At 63.0% G+C, this 17,269-nt stretch carries 18 protein-coding genes and 1 riboswitch; of the genes, 10 read left to right on the top strand and 8 right to left on the bottom strand.

The features are described 5' to 3' along the window. Positions 1 to 13: 13 nt before the first annotated feature. Positions 14 to 652, top strand: coding sequence for a DUF1801 domain-containing protein (locus tag ABD283_RS05110; protein ID WP_259916294.1), 639 nt, complete (start codon positions 14 to 16; stop codon positions 650 to 652). Positions 653 to 812: 160 nt separating this feature from the next. Continuing rightward, complete coding sequence (locus tag ABD283_RS05105) at positions 813 to 1,295, top strand: hypothetical protein (RefSeq protein ID WP_344223922.1); 483 nt, start codon at positions 813 to 815, stop codon at positions 1,293 to 1,295. A 124-nt stretch (positions 1,296 to 1,419) separates the two neighbouring features. Here ABD283_RS05105 and ABD283_RS05100 read toward each other — a convergent pair whose 3' ends face one another. Next, entirely contained in the window at positions 1,420 to 3,108 is a 1,689-nt protein-coding gene (locus ABD283_RS05100) for a glycoside hydrolase family 13 protein (protein ID WP_344223921.1), read from the bottom strand. A gap of 436 nt (positions 3,109 to 3,544) precedes the next feature. On the opposite strand from ABD283_RS05100, the gene ABD283_RS05095 reads away from it, so the two are divergent. Continuing rightward, positions 3,545 to 4,546 carry a hypothetical protein gene (locus ABD283_RS05095; protein WP_344223920.1) on the top strand — a complete coding sequence of 334 codons (1,002 nt, stop codon included), beginning with the start codon at positions 3,545 to 3,547 and terminating at the stop codon, positions 4,544 to 4,546. Positions 4,547 to 4,827: 281 nt separating this feature from the next. Here the strand turns inward: ABD283_RS05095 and ABD283_RS05090 are convergent, their stop codons facing one another. From ABD283_RS05090 to ABD283_RS05075, 4 genes are read right to left on the bottom strand one after another with little or no spacing between them, the layout of a single operon-like run. After that, complete coding sequence (locus ABD283_RS05090) at positions 4,828 to 5,739, bottom strand: DUF8083 family protein (RefSeq protein WP_344223918.1); 912 nt, start codon at positions 5,737 to 5,739, stop codon at positions 4,828 to 4,830. Positions 5,740 to 5,742: 3 nt separating this feature from the next. After that, complete coding sequence (locus ABD283_RS05085; RefSeq protein ID WP_344223917.1) at positions 5,743 to 6,549, bottom strand: exodeoxyribonuclease III; 807 nt, start codon at positions 6,547 to 6,549, stop codon at positions 5,743 to 5,745. A 49-nt stretch (positions 6,550 to 6,598) separates the two neighbouring features. Then, positions 6,599 to 6,949: a GNAT family N-acetyltransferase gene (locus tag ABD283_RS05080; RefSeq protein ID WP_344223916.1), complete on the bottom strand. Its 351-nt coding sequence runs from the start codon at positions 6,947 to 6,949 to the stop codon at positions 6,599 to 6,601. Positions 6,950 to 6,978: 29 nt separating this feature from the next. After that, on the bottom strand, positions 6,979 to 7,446 hold the full coding sequence (locus ABD283_RS05075) for a carboxymuconolactone decarboxylase family protein (protein WP_344223915.1): 468 nt from the start codon (positions 7,444 to 7,446) through the stop codon (positions 6,979 to 6,981). Between the two features lie 116 nt (positions 7,447 to 7,562). Between ABD283_RS05075 and ABD283_RS05070 the strand changes: the two genes are divergently transcribed. Then, on the top strand, positions 7,563 to 8,822 hold the full coding sequence (locus ABD283_RS05070) for a phospholipase D-like domain-containing protein (RefSeq protein ID WP_344223913.1): 1,260 nt from the start codon (positions 7,563 to 7,565) through the stop codon (positions 8,820 to 8,822). A 16-nt stretch (positions 8,823 to 8,838) separates the two neighbouring features. Here ABD283_RS05070 and ABD283_RS05065 read toward each other — a convergent pair whose 3' ends face one another. From ABD283_RS05065 to nadE, 3 genes are all read right to left on the bottom strand, one after another. After that, positions 8,839 to 10,134 (bottom strand): LLM class flavin-dependent oxidoreductase, encoded by a 1,296-nt coding sequence (locus ABD283_RS05065; protein ID WP_344223912.1) that lies wholly within the window; start codon positions 10,132 to 10,134, stop codon positions 8,839 to 8,841. After that, positions 10,135 to 10,899, bottom strand: coding sequence for a 3-oxoacyl-ACP reductase (locus ABD283_RS05060; protein WP_344223911.1), 765 nt, complete (start codon positions 10,897 to 10,899; stop codon positions 10,135 to 10,137). Positions 10,900 to 10,953: 54 nt separating this feature from the next. Next, positions 10,954 to 11,073, bottom strand: a riboswitch (TPP riboswitch). Positions 11,074 to 11,104: 31 nt separating this feature from the next. Then, positions 11,105 to 11,932 (bottom strand): ammonia-dependent NAD(+) synthetase, encoded by an 828-nt coding sequence (gene nadE / locus ABD283_RS05055; RefSeq protein WP_344223910.1) that lies wholly within the window; start codon positions 11,930 to 11,932, stop codon positions 11,105 to 11,107. Positions 11,933 to 12,028: 96 nt separating this feature from the next. Between nadE and ABD283_RS05050 the strand changes: the two genes are divergently transcribed. The 6 genes from ABD283_RS05050 (at position 12,029) to ABD283_RS05025 (ending at position 17,235) form a co-directional block, all read left to right on the top strand. Further along, the gene (locus ABD283_RS05050) at positions 12,029 to 12,814 is read left to right on the top strand and encodes an enoyl-CoA hydratase (RefSeq protein ID WP_344223909.1); all 786 of its coding nucleotides are present in this window, start codon (positions 12,029 to 12,031) and stop codon (positions 12,812 to 12,814) included. 418 nt (positions 12,815 to 13,232) lie between these two features. Further along, positions 13,233 to 13,649, top strand: coding sequence for a MarR family winged helix-turn-helix transcriptional regulator (locus ABD283_RS05045; RefSeq protein ID WP_344223908.1), 417 nt, complete (start codon positions 13,233 to 13,235; stop codon positions 13,647 to 13,649). A gap of 78 nt (positions 13,650 to 13,727) precedes the next feature. Beyond that, on the top strand, positions 13,728 to 14,129 hold the full coding sequence (locus tag ABD283_RS05040) for a TOBE domain-containing protein (protein ID WP_344223907.1): 402 nt from the start codon (positions 13,728 to 13,730) through the stop codon (positions 14,127 to 14,129). A 20-nt stretch (positions 14,130 to 14,149) separates the two neighbouring features. After that, on the top strand, positions 14,150 to 14,923 hold the full coding sequence (gene modA, locus ABD283_RS05035; protein WP_344223905.1) for a molybdate ABC transporter substrate-binding protein: 774 nt from the start codon (positions 14,150 to 14,152) through the stop codon (positions 14,921 to 14,923). After that, a complete protein-coding gene (locus ABD283_RS05030; RefSeq protein WP_344223903.1) occupies positions 14,920 to 16,632 on the top strand; it encodes an ABC transporter permease in 1,713 nt (570 codons plus the stop codon). The genes modA and ABD283_RS05030 overlap by 4 nt, the downstream gene beginning before the upstream one ends. 9 nt (positions 16,633 to 16,641) lie before the next feature. Beyond that, the gene (locus ABD283_RS05025) at positions 16,642 to 17,235 is read left to right on the top strand and encodes a phosphatase PAP2 family protein (RefSeq protein ID WP_344223934.1); all 594 of its coding nucleotides are present in this window, start codon (positions 16,642 to 16,644) and stop codon (positions 17,233 to 17,235) included. Positions 17,236 to 17,269 lie beyond the last annotated feature (34 nt).

Raw genomic sequence — 17,269 nt, 5'->3', positions numbered from 1 at the left:
CTAGTCTGATCCCATGACCGCTCTCACGGAGATCAAGGGAACAGGCGCACCGCTGCACCGGGCGCTGGCTGAACAGGGTATTACCGAGATCGAGCAACTGGCCGGAGCCGACTTCCAGGAACTCCTCGCACTGCACGGCGTGGGGTTGAAGGGGCTGAACCGACTCAACGACGCCCTGGGTGAGAAGGGGCTGGAACCGATGAGCGGCGTCGTCGCCCCCAAGCCCACCAACCGAACCGTGAAAGCGGACGTGAAGACCAAGCCCACCGGGCAGTCTGCGGAGGAATGGATCGACTCCTTGCCCTGGCCGCGGCGCGTGGAACAGGGCAAGGAACTACTTGAGATCTTCAGAGAGGTCACCGGTGCCGAGCCCGTGATGTGGGGCGAGTCCATCGTGGGGTACGGCCACTACCATTACCGCTACGAAACCGGCCGCGAAGGCGATACCGCCCAGGTAGCGTTCTCGCCCCGCAAGGCCGCCATCTCGCTCTACGGACTGCAGAGCGGCGACGGCGCCGAGGAACTACTCGACCGCCTCGGACCGCACCGGCGCAGTGTGAGCTGCGTGTACGTCACCAAATTGGACCAGGTGGATCACGACGTGCTGCGCGAGTTGATCGCACGCGCATGGGTCTCGGACTCGGCCTGCTGAAAGTCGCGATTTTCACGGGCTCAGTGCAAGGGTAGGACGCGGAAAATCCCCAGCCGTTACGGAGGTTGGCCGCCTAAATTGTAGGCGTATCGATCACCGTGCACGCCCCCAGTCCTCGGCCGGATGGGCTGCACCTCACGTGCGGACGGCGGGTGAACCCATGAGCTTGAAACGAGTTACCACGGCAGTGGCGGCCTCGGGTCTGCTGATCGCTCTGACCGGCTGTTCTTCCAGCGCGGAGGAACCGTTCACGTTCGAGGCGCCGAGCGAAATCCCCCAGGCGAACGGCGGCTCCGAAGCGCCGGTGGGCACGGGACGCACGGCCAGCACCGGAACCTGCCTGGACGTGGTCGAGGTCTACACCGGACTGGTGGTGCTTCCCATGACCACTGACCGTTCCACGGACGCCACCCCCGAGGCCGGTCAGGACCCTTCATCTATCACTGAGGCCACCGACTCCCTCGAATCACATCGCGACCGGTTGCCCGAGCCCGTGCTTCCTGCCTTCGACGACGCCGTGAACCTCCTTCACAACGCCGGCAACACGTTGCAGCCGCAAGAAGCCGCTCAGATCCAACGCGCGCTTCAGCCTGTGCAGGACTGGATTTCGACCCAGTGTTCGGCGGCGCTGCCGGAGAACTGACCTCAGCCGATTGAGCTCGGGCACGCTGCATCTCGACCTTTGGCCGCGGGGTACAACGCGGCGTGAATTCGCAACGTTGGTGCCGGGGCCGCACTTGTTCTGCGCGGCCCCGGACATCTGCGTTCTAGAGCTTGATCCACACCGCGTGATCCATGGCGAGCTTCCCGGCCATCACGGCGCTCTGGCCGCTGGCGAGCAACAGTTCGCCGCTGCTCAGCTCGGGGATCTCCACGGGCTCATCTCCCGCGTTGGCAGCTACCAGGACCTTGTCGCCTGACTCCGTGGTGAGGCGATAGGCCAGGATCTGCGAATCCTGCTCACTCATGGAATCCCACTCGAATTCGGCACGGCCCAGCGCCAGCTCGTTCCTGATCCGCAGCGCGTTCTTGTACAGGCTCAACACCGACTGCGGATTACCCAGCTGGTGGTCGACCGTGATGTCCTCGAAGGTTTCCGGCTGCGGCAACCACGGGTTCGGGCCGAAGCCCAGGCCGTTGCCCACGGGGGACCAAGGGAGGGGCACGCGAGCGCCGTCGCGCCCCAATTCTTGACCCTCGGTGCGGAAGAAGGTGGGGTCCTCGCGACTCTCGGCATCCAGGGTGGTGTGCTCCGGCAGGCCCAGCTCATCGCCCTGGTAGACGTAGGCCGAACCCGGGAGGGACAGTTCCACGAGCGCGGCGGCGCGGGCGCGGCGGAGGCCCAGAGCGGCGTCGGGCTGCTCGTCGTCAGCTCCAATGCCGTTCGGGTAAGCCGTGCGGGAACTCAAGCCGTAGCGGGAGGCATGCCGGACGGTGTCGTGGTTGGACAGCACCCAGGTCGACGGCGCACCCACCTCGCGGTTCACGCGCAGGGACTCGGTGATCGCGTTGCGCATCCGGTCGCGGTGCCAGCCGGCGATCAGGAAGTCGAAGTTGAACGCCTGCTGCGCCTCGTCCGAACGCACGTACAACGCCAGACGCTCGGCCGGGCCGATCCAGGCCTCCACCACGAGCATGCGCTCGCCGGGGTACTCGGCCAGCACCTTGTGCCAGTCGCGGTAGATCTCGTGCACGCCGTCCTGGTCGAAGTAGGGGCCGGTGTCCATGGTCTTCTCGGCATGGCCCTTTTCGTCCACGTCCGTGCCCTCGACCATGTGGACCTGTTCGTTCCAGTCGGGGAGGCCTTCCGCCTTGACCATGCCGTGAGCCACGTCCACGCGGAACCCGTCCACGCCGCGATCCAGCCAGAACCGGAGGACGCTGCGGAACTCTTCCCAGACCTCCGGGTTCTCCCAGTTCAGATCCGGCTGCGAGGAATCGAAGAGGTGCAGGTACCACTGACCGTCATCGATCCGCGACCACGCGGGGCCACCGAACAGAGACTTCCAGTTGTTCGGAGGAAGCTCACCGTTCTCACCCTTGCCCTCACGGAACATGTAGCGATCACGCTCGGCCGATCCCTTCGGGGAGGCCAGTGCCGCCTGGAACCATTCGTGGTCCTCGGAGGTGTGGTTGGGCACCAGGTCCACGATGATTTTCAGGCCCAGCTCGTGGGCTTCGTCCTTCATCCGGTCGAAGTCCTCGAGGGTGCCGAATCGTGGGTCAATGGTGCGGTAATCAGCCACGTCGTACCCGGCATCGTGCTGCGGGGACAAGTAGAACGGCGACAACCACACGGCATCCACGCCGAGCTGTTGGAGGTAGGGCAGTTTCTCGGTCACACCGCCCAGGTCACCCATTCCGTCTCCGTTGGAGTCCTTGAAGGAGCGCGGATACACCTGGTAGATCACGGCGTCCCGCCACCACTCGGTACCGGACTGTTGACGTGGGGTCACTGTTTCTTCAGACACCCTCCAACGTTAGTCAGCCTGCGGGGTGGAGGGGAAATCGTGAGTGCAGGAATGACATGGCTGCGATGGAGCTCGGCTGAGGGGACTGTGTAGTGGGATGGGCCTGCCACTGCCGGTGCCGGGGAAGCGGCAAGCTCAAGTGTGAGGTGAGGAAAATGCAGTCAAGAAGCCTTAGGGGAGGAAGATGCAGAAAACTTGCCTGATCTGAGCATTTCCCTCACACGAGACTGGAGGCCTGCACTTTCCTCACCTGGGACTCGCCTCCATCCCCCCTGTCTGATTCACCAGCAGCCACTTTTCGAGAGCCATGCAGCCAGCTGACTCGAGTTCTCCAGCTGACATGAGTCCTGTGGAGAACTCTTGGCCGCGGGATTGTGGATAACTTCCGGCTTGTCCGGGTCGTGTTCTTTAGAGTCCGAGCATGCTGTATCAACAGAAGCCGCTGAAGTTCGGGGAGCGCCCGGTGGTGCTCCGCACGGGCCAAACTGGCAAGCGCGCCTCGCAGCTGATGACCAAGCCCGGAGTTCAAAGAGTGACCAAAGGTGTCTGGGCAATGCATCCTGAGCCGCTCACCGCGGTGGAGCGATCACTGTTGTTACAACAGCATCTGGGTGCGCCGGGATCAACACTTGCCGTGACCGGTTTCAATGCCTTGGACCTTTTGAAGATACCCGTGGGCTATACCGACCACTGGGTGCATCAATCGCTGAAGATGCCACTTCCACGGATCATGCAAAACTTCTCGGTGGAACGACAAATGGTCCATTTGCGGTGGTCAGGTGCGCGCACTCAGACGGTTGCTGAGGGGATCAAGTTCTCAAAGTCGATGGGACTAAGCAGCTTTGAAGGCCCCTGGGGTAGCCGAGTTACACACCCCGTGGAAGCGCTGGTGGTCGTTGCCCCAAGGTTGTCGCACTGGCGCATCATCGCCTGTTTGGACGCGATGATGTCCTGGCAATTCATGATTCCAGGTACCGGTGTCACGGCTGAACTTCCGAGAACTGTGATCGAAGAGTGCCTGAGCCATCTGCCTCCGCATGCGTTGGCCGTCAATGCCGTGCGTAGAGGATTGCGAGAGGCCCAGGAGTCCTGCTTCTCGGCCATGGAAACTCTGACTCGCATGATCGCGCTCCACGAAGGCCTGCCCCCGCCTCAGCTCAACTATCCGGTAGAAGTCAACGGGCGAACGTTTTACCTGGATCTGGCGTGGCCGGAGTTCAAGATCGCAGTTGAATACAACGGCCGTGTCCACGCAGAAGAAGTGGATGATTACCGGGACGAGATGTATCGATTCGCGCTCATTAGGGATAGCGGATGGGATCTCACGCTGTTGGTCAAAGGGGATCTCAAGGAGCCCGACCGGAGACGAAAGTGGGTCGAGCGGGTGCGTCGGGCGACGTCGTCGGGGACCATCAGCCTCTGACGGACTGACGGACTGACGGACTGACGCCGAGGTCCACCGCCAGGATTGGTGTTCTGAGTCAGCGGCCAGCCTCGGGTGAGCACATGATCTGCTCACCCGAAAGCCAAACCTCTCCGGATACTGTCTCAAGTTAGGAAAATGCTCTAACGGGGGCCCAGGGGAGGGAACTGCAGAAAGTGGCTCACATCTGAGCACTTCCCTCACACCAGACTTGGCCGCTGCAGTTGACTCACATGAGACCACGTCGAACCCCGCTGAAGCGCCCCGTGGCCCACCTGCCCCTAGTTCGCCGCCTGCAAGTGCGCCAGCGGCGACCACCGTTGGAAGATCCGGCGTAAGGCGGCCGTGGCGGCACCCTGATCGTTTGAGCGGAGGAGTTCCAGTGCGTCGGCCATGTCGCGGGGGCTCTCGTCGGGCTGGATCCGGTCGGCCAGGGAACCGTAGTCCAGGCTCACGAGTGAGGCGGGGCTGAAGGTTCCGAGCCAGCGGCCCAACCGAGTCAGATCATCCGCGAATGCCTTGGCCTGCTGGGCTTCTTCGGACATCACGTCAGGGTCGGTACCGGCGGAAGCGAGTGCGGCGTCCTCCACGATCTGTGCCCCCTGAATGACTCGGCGGGCAGCGGTGTCGGCCGGAGCGACGAGCCGGTGCACTTCGTGGCCGGCGTGCACGGTGACCACCCGATCCTCCATAGTGAATCCCGCGAACCAGGCCAACGGAACAACGTACGCGGACTCCCGGGTATACAGCGGCTCGAACAGTTCCCCCGAAATCTCCCGAGCCGCGTCGCGCACCTGCTTCTCCGGGACCAGAAGCGGGAGGAGCTGAGCGCCGTCGTTGAGGGTGGCGTCAGAGAACAAACGAAGGGAACGGCGTAAGCGCTGCGGGGCGTGGAAGACGGGGAAGTCACCCACACCACCCACGAAACGGGATTCCGAACTGGGCGCCGTGGAGAAGGGGATGGTCCACAGGGGTTCGCGCGCCGGCGGCAGCGGGCTGTGGGACGTGTCCGCCAGGCGGGACAGCTGCTCGGTGAGCTCGTGGACCCCGCCCTCGAAAGGGTTGAGGGCGCGCGCGATGGCGGGGGCGTGCTCGGCGTCGAGCTCCTCCTGCGGCACATAAACGCGCAACGCAAACCGGATGGGAGGACCGATGATCCCCCGGAATGCCGTGCCCACATTCACCAAGGCCATGAGTCAGCCGATCTCGATAACCACGGGCGCATGGTCAGAGGCGCCCTTGCCCTTGCGCTCCTCGCGGTCGATCCACGCGTCCGTAACGCGATCGGCGAGGGCGGGGGAGCACAGCTGGAAGTCGATGCGCATGCCTTCCTTCTTGGGGAAGCGCAACTGCGTGTAATCCCAGTAGGTGTACACCCCGGGGCCCGGATGGCGGGGGCGGACCACGTCAACAAAACCGGCGTCGTCGATGAACGCATTGAACGCCGCGCGCTCGCCCTCTGACACGTGGGTCATGTTGTTGTCCCGGAAGAACTGGATGTCCCACACGTCATCGTCCTGCGGGGCAACATTCCAGTCACCCACCAGAGCGATCTGCGCCTCGGGATCATCCTTGACCCATTGCTTGGCGTGGTCCTTGAGCACGCGCAGCCACTCGAGTTTGTAGGGCATGTGCGGATCGTCCAGGCCGCGGCCGTTGGGAACGTACAGGGACCACACGCGCACGCCGCCGCAGGTCGCAGCCATGGCGCGGGCTTCCTGAATCGGCTCCTGCTTCCCCTTGCCGAACACGGGCTGGTCGGGGAACGTGCGTTCCACATCCTTGAGCCCCACCCGCGAGGCAATGGCCACACCGTTCCACTGGTTCAGGCCGAAATGGGCCACCTCGTAGCCGGCGAATTCGAACAGTTCCCACGGGAAGTTCTCGTCCTTGGCCTTGGTCTCCTGGATGGCCAAGACATCCACGTCCGAACGGTCCAGCCACGCTTCAATGCGATCGGCGCGGGCTCGGATGGAGTTGACGTTCCACGTGGCGATTCTCATGACACCACCGTAGCGAGCCGCGGGCCGTCGCGGGAAACCGGGGGCGCGATTACTGCTCGCCCAGCGCAGCGAGCGTTTGTAGGTGCTCGGGTTTCACGGTGACGACGTCGCTCGCATAGTCATCGTGTTTACGCACCCACAACTTCACGTACGGGCATACCGGCACGATGGCCAGCCCCTCGGCCACGGTTTCGCCCAGTGCCTGCTTGGTCAGCACAGCGGCAAGACCCTGTCCGCCGTACGTCTCATCCACCACGGTGTGGTAGAAAATCCGTTCCGCACGGTCGGCACCCTGATGAGTCGTGTAGTGGGATTCACCGATCACGGTGTCCCCGTCCAAGAGCTCGAAACGGCGGTGGTCCGGGTTGTCACGAACCGTGATGTTGTTCTGTTCCGTCATGGCTGGCTCCTCTATCCGTGGGCCGACTACTACTCGCTGCGCGTGGCACGTACCGGGTGGCCGGACAGGATGGAAATCCGGTTGAAGGTGTTGATCGCAATGGCTGACCACTGCAACGCGGAGAACTGATTGTCCCTCAGGGTTTCCCGAGCCGACGACAGATCCCGGTGCAGCGTGGAGTGGTCCAGCTCGGTGGTTGTTTCCGCAATGGCCAGGGCGGAACGTTCCAGCGGGCTGAACACCTGGGTCTCGCGCCACGCCGGCAACACTGCCAGCTGCTGATCGGTCACGCCGGCCTCGCGGGCCTGGCGCACGTGCATGTTCAAGCAGTACGCGCAGCCGTTGATCTGGGAGACCCTCACGTTGAGAAGCTCCGTGACTGAACGCGGGATCTCGGCATCCTCGTTGGCTGCGGCGACCTTGCGGGAGAACGCATTGATGGCTCGCCAGCTGCCGGGATCGGACTTGTCCAAGAAGAAGTGCTCGTGTGTGCTCACACCTGTCCCAACGTGTTGGGCAGTCGCAAAATTTCGGGCTGGGAAGTGCCTCACTTTTCGCGCTCTCTCCGCTTGTTCTCGGGCGCTCGCGCGTCTGGGCCAAGTAGGGTGATCGTATGAAGACCAGAGCTGCCGTAGCCCACCGCAAGGGACGATCTCTCCTGTTCAAGACGGGGGTGGTTGCCGCTGGCTCGTTGGCCGCGGCTCAGGCCACGGTGATCGGCTCTCTGGCCGGTCTGGACTGGTGGAAGCACCGCAACCGTAAGGTCCGCGATGCACCACGGCCGGGTACGTTCACGGCGCACGTCGAAGAGTCCGAGATCAATATCTACACCTCGGGCGACAGCGTTTACGACGACATGCTCGAAGCCATCAACGGAGCCCAAGAATCCATTCACATGGAGACGTTCATCTGGAAGAACGATGAAGTGGGTCAGCGGTTCCTGGACGCCCTCAACGCGGCAGCGGATCGTGGCGTGGATGTCTACGTAATTTATGACGGCTTCGCCAACCTGGTGATCCCCAACTCCTTCTATAAGTTCTCCGACAACGTCAACGTTTTCCGCATGCCCGTGGTGTGGCGTAAATGGTGGCGGGGGTTCTTGCGGTACAGCGGTTTCAACCACTCGAAGATTCTGGTGGTGGACGACCACATCGGCTTTGTCGGTGGTTACAACATTGGGTCCATGTATGCCAACCAGTGGCGTGACACCCACGTGCGTGAAATCGGTCCTGCCGTGTGGGGCCTGCGCAATTCCATCGCTCGAGTGTGGAACGAAGAGCGCGATCCGGATGACCAGATCGAGTGGATTCCCCCGCAGAACTGGGATCCGGAAGTGCGGGTGGCCGCGAACCTTCCGGTGCAACTCGTCTACCCGATCCGTCATCTGTATCTGAGCGCCATTGAGCGCGCCAAGGACCACATCTGGATCACCACGCCGTATTTCATCCCTGATCAGCAAATTTTGGAAGCGCTCACGGCTGCGTCCAAGCGGGGCGTGGACGTGAAGGTCATGGTTCCCAAGGATTCGAACCACATCCTGGCTGACTGGGTGTCCCGCGGTTTCTACGGCCAACTACTGGACGCGGGGGTGACCATCCTGTTGTATGCCGCGTCCATGATCCACGCCAAGACCGCAACCATCGACGGTGAATGGTCCACCGTGGGCACCGCCAACATCGACCGGCTGTCGCTGACGTTCAACTACGAGACCAACGTGGAAATCATCGACCCGGATTTCGCGGCGGAAATGGAGAAGGTCTTTGAAGCTGACTCCGAGCACTGCGAGGTCCTCAGCTCACCGCGCTGGCGTGACCGTCACCCCATGGCGCGGTTCGCTGAGACCATACTGATTCCGCTGCGCCCGATCCTCTAACCGGGATAGGAACGGGTCAGGTCTGCGCTAGGTGGCCTCGCAACGTGGTCGCTTGATACTCGGTGCGGTAGATACCGCGCCGTTGCAGTTCCGGGACCACGAGTTCCACAAAATCACGCAGTGAATGTGGTTGTTGCGGCGGCATCAGGTTGAAGCCGTCCGCGCCTCCGGTATTCAGCCACAGCTCCATCTGATCGGCAATGCTCGACGGCGTGCCCACCATGGTGTAATGCCCTCCTCCGGCAGCCAGCCGCCCCAGCAGTTGCCGGACCGTGGGCTGTTCCGCCTCGATGATGCGCAGAATGGTCCCGTAACGCCCTTGCGGGCCAGTGAACTCCTCGAGGGGAGGCAGCGGGGGCACGGGTTCGTCCAGCTCCCATTCCGAACAGTCCTGTTCCACGAACGTGCTCAATTGCGCCAGGGACTGCTCGACCGGGAGCAGCATGTCCACCGCCCGTTGTTTTTCGAGGGCCTGCTCGTGCGTCTCACCCACGTAGGTCACCAGGCCGGGCATGATGAGCACGCTCTGAGGATCCCGGCCCGCTTGTGCAATTCGCTGTTTCACATCCGAGTAGTACTCCTGTGCGGACGGTAGATCATAGGCGACCGCGTAAATCCCCTCGGCGTAGTCCGCGGCCAGTTCCCGCCCCGGCCCGGACGCCCCCGCCTGGAACAGCACCGGCTCACCCTGCGGGGAGCGGGGAACCGTGAGGGGCCCGTCCACCAGAAAGTGGTGACCGTCGTGATTCACCGGAGTGATTCGAGACGAGTCTGCGTACACCCCGTTCCGGTCCGGCCGCAGCGCATCCGAGTCCCAACTGGACCACAGCGAGCGGGCCACTGACACGAACTCCCGCGCACGCTCGTACCGCTCCGTCTTGGGCGGCATAGCGGTGTACCCGTGATTACGAGCCTCCGCATCGAACATGGATGTCACCACGTTCCAACCCACTCGACCGCCGGAGATGTGATCCAGCGAAGCCAGCATGCGTGCAGCGTGAAAGGGAGTGAAGAAGGTGGTGGAAACCGTGCACACCAGCCCAATGTGGGTTGTCGCCCGGGCCATGGCGGACAGAGCCGTCAACGGTTCCAGGAACCACCGAGGGCCGTCCTCCACGGAGCTGATGCTGTGGCCGTCCGCAAAGAACACGGCGTCGAACAAACCTCGTTCGGCTAATTGCGCGAGCTCCTCGTAATACGCGATGTCGCCCAGCCGTTCGACGGGTGAATCCGGTGCGCGCCATGCCGCCTGGTGATGACCCGCGCCGAACAGGAACGCGTTGAGGTGCAACTTCTTGCGCTGAGCAGCCATTCAGTCCATCACCAGTCCGCCGTCGACCACCAGGTTCTGGCCGGTCACCGAACGTGACCAGTCAGAGGCAAAGAACAGCGCGGAGTCGGCGAATTCTTCCGGCGCGGTGGCGCGGCCAAGGGGCGTTGAGGCGGCGATCAGATCGAACACGGCATCGGGGGTGGCCGAACTCGCATCGGTGGTTCGCAGCAGACCACCGGAGATCATGTTCACGGTAATCCCCTGCGGACCGAGTTCCTTGGCGGCCGTGCGGGTCAGCGACAACAGCGCAGCCTTGGCCGCGGTGTAGTCGTGGTACGGAACCACGGGGTTTTGGAACAGATTGGTGCCGATATTGATGATCCGGCCCATGCCGGCTTCGGCCATTCCGGGGGTCACCGCCCTGATCACGTTGAGGGCGCCACCCACCGCACCGTTGAGCTGCTGGTTGAAGTGCTCCCAGGTAATGGTGTCCAGGGCGGGGCGGTCATCCCCGTTGAAGCTGAAATCCACCAGGGCGTTGTTGACGGCCACCGTGACAGGCGCACCAAAATGCTCACTCGCCTTGGCCACCATGTCGGTGACCTGTTCGGCATCGGTAACATCCGCCTGCAGACCAATCACATGGTCTTCACCCAGCTCGGAGACAAGTTGATGGGCTCGTTCCTCGCTTTGGCGGTAGTTGATCACCACCCGAGCACCTTCGCGGACGAAGGCGCGAGTCAGGCACTCGCCCAAACCTCGTGCTCCGCCGGTGATGAGAACGATGTGCTCGTTGATCCGCATGCTCACTCCTGTGGCTCTACGGCGAGTGGATGCGTTAAAGCTCAGGGTTTACTCCCGGCTACGACATGACATCCCTTCGCCAGTGCTAACTGGACAGGTTCAACGGGTGTGAATCTCAGCCGGTCCTGCGCATCGTGTGATGCGTGTGGGAGCTCGGCACCCCGTGTCACTACTGTGTGAGTGTAGCCACACTCGGTGGGTAAAGCTAAAGCGCGCGCCACCAGTCATCCGCCGGGGTCACCGGTACGGTGCGCTTGTGTCGTGAACGCAGGAAGATCGTCTCCAGCCGCTCTGCGACGTCGTCGGTGATTTCTTTGCCCTCTAGATAATCGTCGATGTCGTTGTAGGTCAGACCCAGTTCGTCCTCGTCCGTGCGACCGGGGTTGTCGTCCAGCAGGTCTGCGGTGGGTGCCTTGGAGATCAGCGGTTCAGGCGATCCCAGGTATTCGAGCAGCTGCCGGTTCTGGCGTTTGTTCAGCCCACCCAGTGGCAGCAGATCCGCGCCGCCGTCGCCGAACTTGGTGAAGAAACCGGTCACCGATTCCGCGGCATGATCCGTTCCGATCACCAACAGATTGTTGTCCCCGCCGACGGCGTATTGGGCCGTCATGCGCACGCGCGCCTTGGTATTGCCTCGCGTGAAATCGGTCAGCTCCGATCCGGTGGCCGACTCGTAGGCCTCTTCGAAACCGCGCACGGCCGGAGCGACGTCGTAGGTAATGGTCTGGTCCGGGGCGATGAACGCGAGCGCGGCCTGCGCATCGGCCTCGTCGTGCTGCACCCCGTGCGGGAGACGCATCGCTACGAACTGGACGTCACTACCTTGAGCACGAAGCTTCTCCACGGCCAGTTGGGCGAGCTTGCCCGCGAGAGTGGAATCCACCCCGCCGCTGATACCCAGGACGAAGCCCTTGGTGTGAGTGGCCTCGAGGTAGTCGCACAGAAAATCGACCCTGCGTTCGACTTCCGCGGCGGGGTCGATCTGCGGTTTCACACCGAGTTCGGAAATGATCTGAGCCTGCAATTCGCGCATGCGGTCATGGTAGTACTCGCGTGTTTCCGCGGTGTGACATGTCTTCACACTCGGCTTTTCAAGGTTGACCCAAGGCCCACATGAGATGCTGGTCACATGAGCGAAAACACCGAATACGAGACCATTGTGGTGAGCCGTGACGGCCGCGTAGGCGTGATCACCCTGAACCGCCCCAAGGCTCTCAATGCCCTGAATGAGCAGACCATGAACGATGTGGTTGCTGCCGCTACCGAGCTCGATCGCGACCCGGACGTCGGCGCAATCGTCCTGACCGGTTCGGAAAAGGCGTTCGCCGCGGGCGCTGACATCAAGGAGATGGCCACTAAGTCCGCGGCCGAGATGTACCGCGTGGACTTCTTCTCGCCGTGGGATGCTTTCGCCCGCCTGCGCACCCCCAAGATTGCCGCCGTTGCCGGTTACGCCCTGGGCGGTGGCTGCGAGCTGGCCATGATGTGCGACCTGATCATCGCTGCGGACACCGCAAAATTCGGTCAGCCCGAGATCAATCTGGGCGTCATCCCCGGTATGGGCGGCACCCAGCGGCTCATCCGCGCCATCGGCAAGTCCAAGGCCATGGACATGATCCTCACCGCACGCCAGATGGACGCAGAGGAAGCCGAACGCTCCGGCCTGGTAGCTCGCGTGGTTCCTGCCGATCAGCTCCTGGACACCGCCAACGACGTCGCTCGCACCATTGCCGGGCTCTCCAAGCCCGTTGCTCAACACGCCGTCGAGTCCGTCAACGCGGCGTACGAGACCACCCTGCAGCAGGGTGTGCAGTACGAGCGCCGCGTATTCCACGGCTTGTTCTCCACCGCTGACCAGAAGGAAGGTATGGCCGCCTTCAGCGAGAAGCGCAAGGCCAACTTCACGCACGAGTAAAGCGTGAGCGAGGCGACCGAATGGCCTTGCCGGGCCGGTGAGCATTTGGTGAGAATCAACGACACGGTTGGAGCATGACCGACCGGCTCGCCGCAACTCATTCACCGGACTGCGGTCGCCAGATCCGCTTACCAGGACCCGTTCACTGAGGCACGTTCTTCGGGGAGGACATACTCCCGAAAAACCGTTGACCAGTGGACGGGTTTTGCGTTGCCGCGGCCCGCTTTCCGACGAAGCCGTGCGCTGGTACACGGTTTTTGGACGGTATGTGCCCTGCGGAGACCATGCGCCGATGAACGTTCCTTCCTCGTGCGGTTCGGACTCCACAGGCTATTGCGAACGTGCCAAAGATCCGCCGAAGTGCACAATGCTTTGCGTGGGACGCACATGAGGTCTGGCCGGTTGGTTGTCTGGGCTCATGCGAGTGGTGGATGTGTATCGGTTATCGAGACGGCTCAAGGAGTTGGCGGATGCTGCCGTGCCCGCCGAGGGGGATGGCCGACTCAAACCCGGGGAAATGGAGGTGATGAATTACCTCGCGGAGAACCCGGGTGAATCGGTCAGTGGGATTGCGCGGGGAACCCGGTTGTCCAAGAGTCTGGTGTCCAGGTACGTGAGGGAGCTCCATGGTGTGGGGCTCGTGAAGTATCAAACCGACTGCTTCGACGCGCGGTTCAGGATGATCGAGCTCTCGGAATCGGCGCGGAGGGAAATCCGGTTGCGGGCGGAAGTATCCGTCCAGTTTGCACTGTACGAACACGAACCGTGGCTGTCCTACAAACAACAACGGGACGCTCTTGACCTCATGAAGTCCTTGGCGGACATTCTTCGGTGAGTAGCTTGTCGACCAGGTTGATCCGAATTTACGGAATCTTTCGCTGACTAAGCCCGCAAATGCGGATAGGCTCGGCGCATGACTTTGTTGCGGGTGGCTGATGCGGCGCTGTTCTTGGGTGTCAGTGATGACACGGTGCGTCGGTGGATTGACCAAGGCACGCTCACGCGTCAACAGAATGCCTCCGGTCATGTGGTAGTGGATGGAGTCGAGCTGGCCAAGCTGGCCAAGCGCAATGCGATAAACCCCAGAGACCCCAATAGCGGTAAGGGGTCGGCGAGGAACCGGTTGGTCGGACTGGTGACCTCGGTAACGTCGGACACGGTGATGTCCCAAGTGGAGATGCAGTGCGGCCCTCACCGGATCGTCTCGCTGATGAGCACCGAAGCCGTCCGGGAGCTCAAGCTCGAACCGGGGTCGGTGGCTACCGCGGTGGTTAAAGCCACCACCGTCATCGTCGAATCCGGAGATTTCTCGTGAGGGCCCGGGCCAGGTTTGCCGTGCTGAGTGCCGCGGCCGCATTGATTCTCATGGCGTGTGGAACCGGCGAAGGCAGCGACGGGAGCTCGAGCGCGAGTGGGGGAGCGGCGTCGTCGGAGCAAGGAACGTTGACGGTGTATGCGGCGGCGTCGTTGACCGACAGCTTCGATCGGCTGGTTGAGGAGTTCGAGTCCCGGCACCCGGGCACAGACGTCATGGTGGATTACGGGGGATCGACCGGACTGGCGCAACGGTTGCAGGAGGGCGCGCGGGCGGATGTGTTTGCCTCGGCTGATGAGCGGATCATGGACCGGCTGACGGGTTCGGATCTGCCGACGGGTGAACCGGAGACTTTCGCGAGCAACACGCTCACTCTCGTTGTGCCGGACGGTAACCCGGCCGGCATTTCCGGGCTGAACGACCTTGGCAAAGAGGGTGTGAATTTCGTGCGGTGCTCGCCAGAAGTGCCGTGTGGTGCGGCCGCGGACGAGCTCGAAGAGTTGAACGGCGTGGAGCTGAACCCTGTGAGTTCGGAACACTCCGTGACCGATGTTTTGGGGAAGGTCACGTCGGGGCAGGCGGATGCTGGGCTCGTGTACGCCACCGATGCTCAGGCAGCCGGTGAGCGGGTCGAGAAGATCGAGGTGCCGCATGCGGAGGACGTGGTCAATCGCTACCCGGTGGTGAAGTTCCCCGGTTCGTCGAATGAGGCTGCCGCGGGGGATTTCGTCGACCTGCTCATGAGTGAGCGGGGTCAAGACATCTTGCGAGATGAGGGGTTCGGCGCGCCATGATGCGCGCTCGATTCCGGACGGTGCCCGGGTGGGTGCTGATTCCGGCGCTGGTGGGGGTGCTGTTCGTGCTCCTGCCGCTGCTGGGCATGCTGCTGCGAGTGGACTGGGCGAGTTTATGGGGCCTGCTGACGTCCGAGTCTTCGCTCACGGCGCTCGGGCTGAGTTTGCGGACGGCACTGATCTCCACGGTGCTGTGTGTGCTTCTGGGGTGCCCGCTCGCATTGGTCCTGGCCAGAGTCCAGCTCCCGGGGCTGCGGATCTTGCGATCGTTGGTGCTCCTACCGCTGGTGCTGCCGCCGGTGGTGGGCGGTATCGCGCTGCTGTACACCTTTGGACGTCTGGGGCTTGTGGGGCAACAACTGGAAGCGCTCGGGGTCTCGATTGCCTTCTCCACGAGCGCGGTGGTGCTCGCGCAGACATTTGTGGCGCTGCCGTTCTTGGTTGTGTCCCTCGAAGGTGCCTTGCGAACCATGGGCACCCGTTACGAGGAGGTTGCGGCCGGCCTGGGCGCTTCCCCCACGGTGGCACTGAGGCGAGTGACTCTTCCCCTGGTAGCTCCGGCGATTGCCTCCGGGGCGGCCCTCTCATTTGCTCGATGCTTGGGGGAGTTCGGGGCGACCCTGACTTTTGCGGGCAGCATGCAAGGCGTCACGCGCACCTTGCCGCTGGAAATCTACCTGCAGCGTGAGACTGACCCGGATGCCGCTATCGCGCTATCGCTCTTGTTGGTGCTCGTGGCGGTTGCGGTCGTGGGATTTTCGGCCCCCTCCCGACGACGCCGCGGTGCCGGCTTCCGTGCAGGCTTGTCTGGCTGGGTGCGGGGTGCTGGACGGTCCGCGCGGGGTGTGGCTGAGGCAGATGGCGCTGCTACCTCACCCGCGCAGGCTCGAGGGGCCGATGCTGAGCGAGGCAATTGTGATTCCTCTCGGTTCGAGGGGCTGTCGGGCCTTGGCGAGGTGCCGAATCTTCAGGCGAGCCCGGCAGCTGGGCGGGAGGGCCACAACGGGTTGGAAGCGCGCGTGGTCTTGGAATCTCGGGGCGTCGATGCCGAACTTCGGGCTGATCGCGGTCAGACTGTGGCTCTGGTTGGGCCCAACGGGGTGGGCAAGTCCACGATGTTTGCGGTGATTTCCGGTCTCCTGGCGCCCGACCGGGGGCGAGTGCGGGTGGCCGGGAACGACGTTGTCGACCTGGGCGAAAGTAGCCGTGGCAAGTGGACCCCCGCACATCGACGGGGCGTGGCCCTGATGGCGCAGGAACCCCTGTTGTTCCCGCATCTGAGCGTGTTGGAGAACGTGGCCTTCGGGGCGCGGTGCAAGGGCCTTGGCCGGGATGCGTCGAGGCGATCGGCGCTTCGGTGGCTGGGGGAGACAAACGCGGAAGGGTTTGCCGACCGTTATCCCGAACAGCTGTCAGGTGGGCAGGCGCAGCGGGTCGCGATCGCTCGGGTGTTGGCAGCGGAACCGGAACTGGTGCTGTTGGATGAACCTCTGAGTGCGCTGGATATCTCGGCCCGGCCGGAGATTCGCAAGGTACTCAAGCGTGTGCTCGCGGAGAGGACCGCAGTGATCATTACCCACGATCCGGATGACGTTGCCGAGTTGGCGGATCACACGGTGCGGCTGGGGTCGGCCGGTAGCAAGCAGTTGGATCGCGGCGGCACCGACTCGGGTGGCTCGAGCGCGGGTAGCTCGACCGCACGTGTTTGAATGACCAGCATGCCGCGCGTGAAAATTGCCCCTGACTGGGCCCGATGGGCATCGGAGATCTTCCAGCCACCGCTGACCCTGGCGGCTCTACTCGTGGCACTCCCGTGGAGCGCAAACCCAGGTGTGTGGTCCTTGTTGTGGGGTCTGGCAGCTGCGGTTGTCGTCTGTGGGGTCCCGCTGTCTGTGGTGCTGGTGCTGGTTCGGCGCGGTGTGCTGACCGATCACCACGTGAGTGAAAAAGCACAACGGCGGCCGGTAATGATCGGGACCCTGGTCATGGTGGTGGGTTTCCTTATCGCGGCTCTGTATTTCAAAGGGCCGGTAGAGATCGTCGGCTTGCTGGCCTCAACCGTCCTGGCGGGCACCCTGTTGGCCGTGGTGAGTCCGTGGTGGAAGATCTCGGGCCACGGCATGATGATGGGCGGCACCGTAGTGGTTCTTACGGTGTCCTGGGGTCCGTTCGGGCTGCTGTTCATCCCCGTGGCGCTGTTCGTGAGTTGGAGCCGCACGAAGCTCCAGGCCCACAGCGGTTCACAAGTGATCGCGGGCTTCCTCTACGGGGTAGTGGTGCTCGGCGGTATCTACGCCTGGCTGGTGTTGTGATCGCTCGCGGGTCGGCGCCTGCCCCTCGGCTCGG

It is taken from the genome of Kocuria atrinae, from assembly GCF_039531425.1.
Lineage (GTDB): Bacteria > Actinomycetota > Actinomycetes > Actinomycetales > Micrococcaceae > Kocuria > Kocuria atrinae.
Note: the sequence above shows the minus strand (reverse complement) of the source record. Positions and strands in the feature narration are given on the sequence as shown.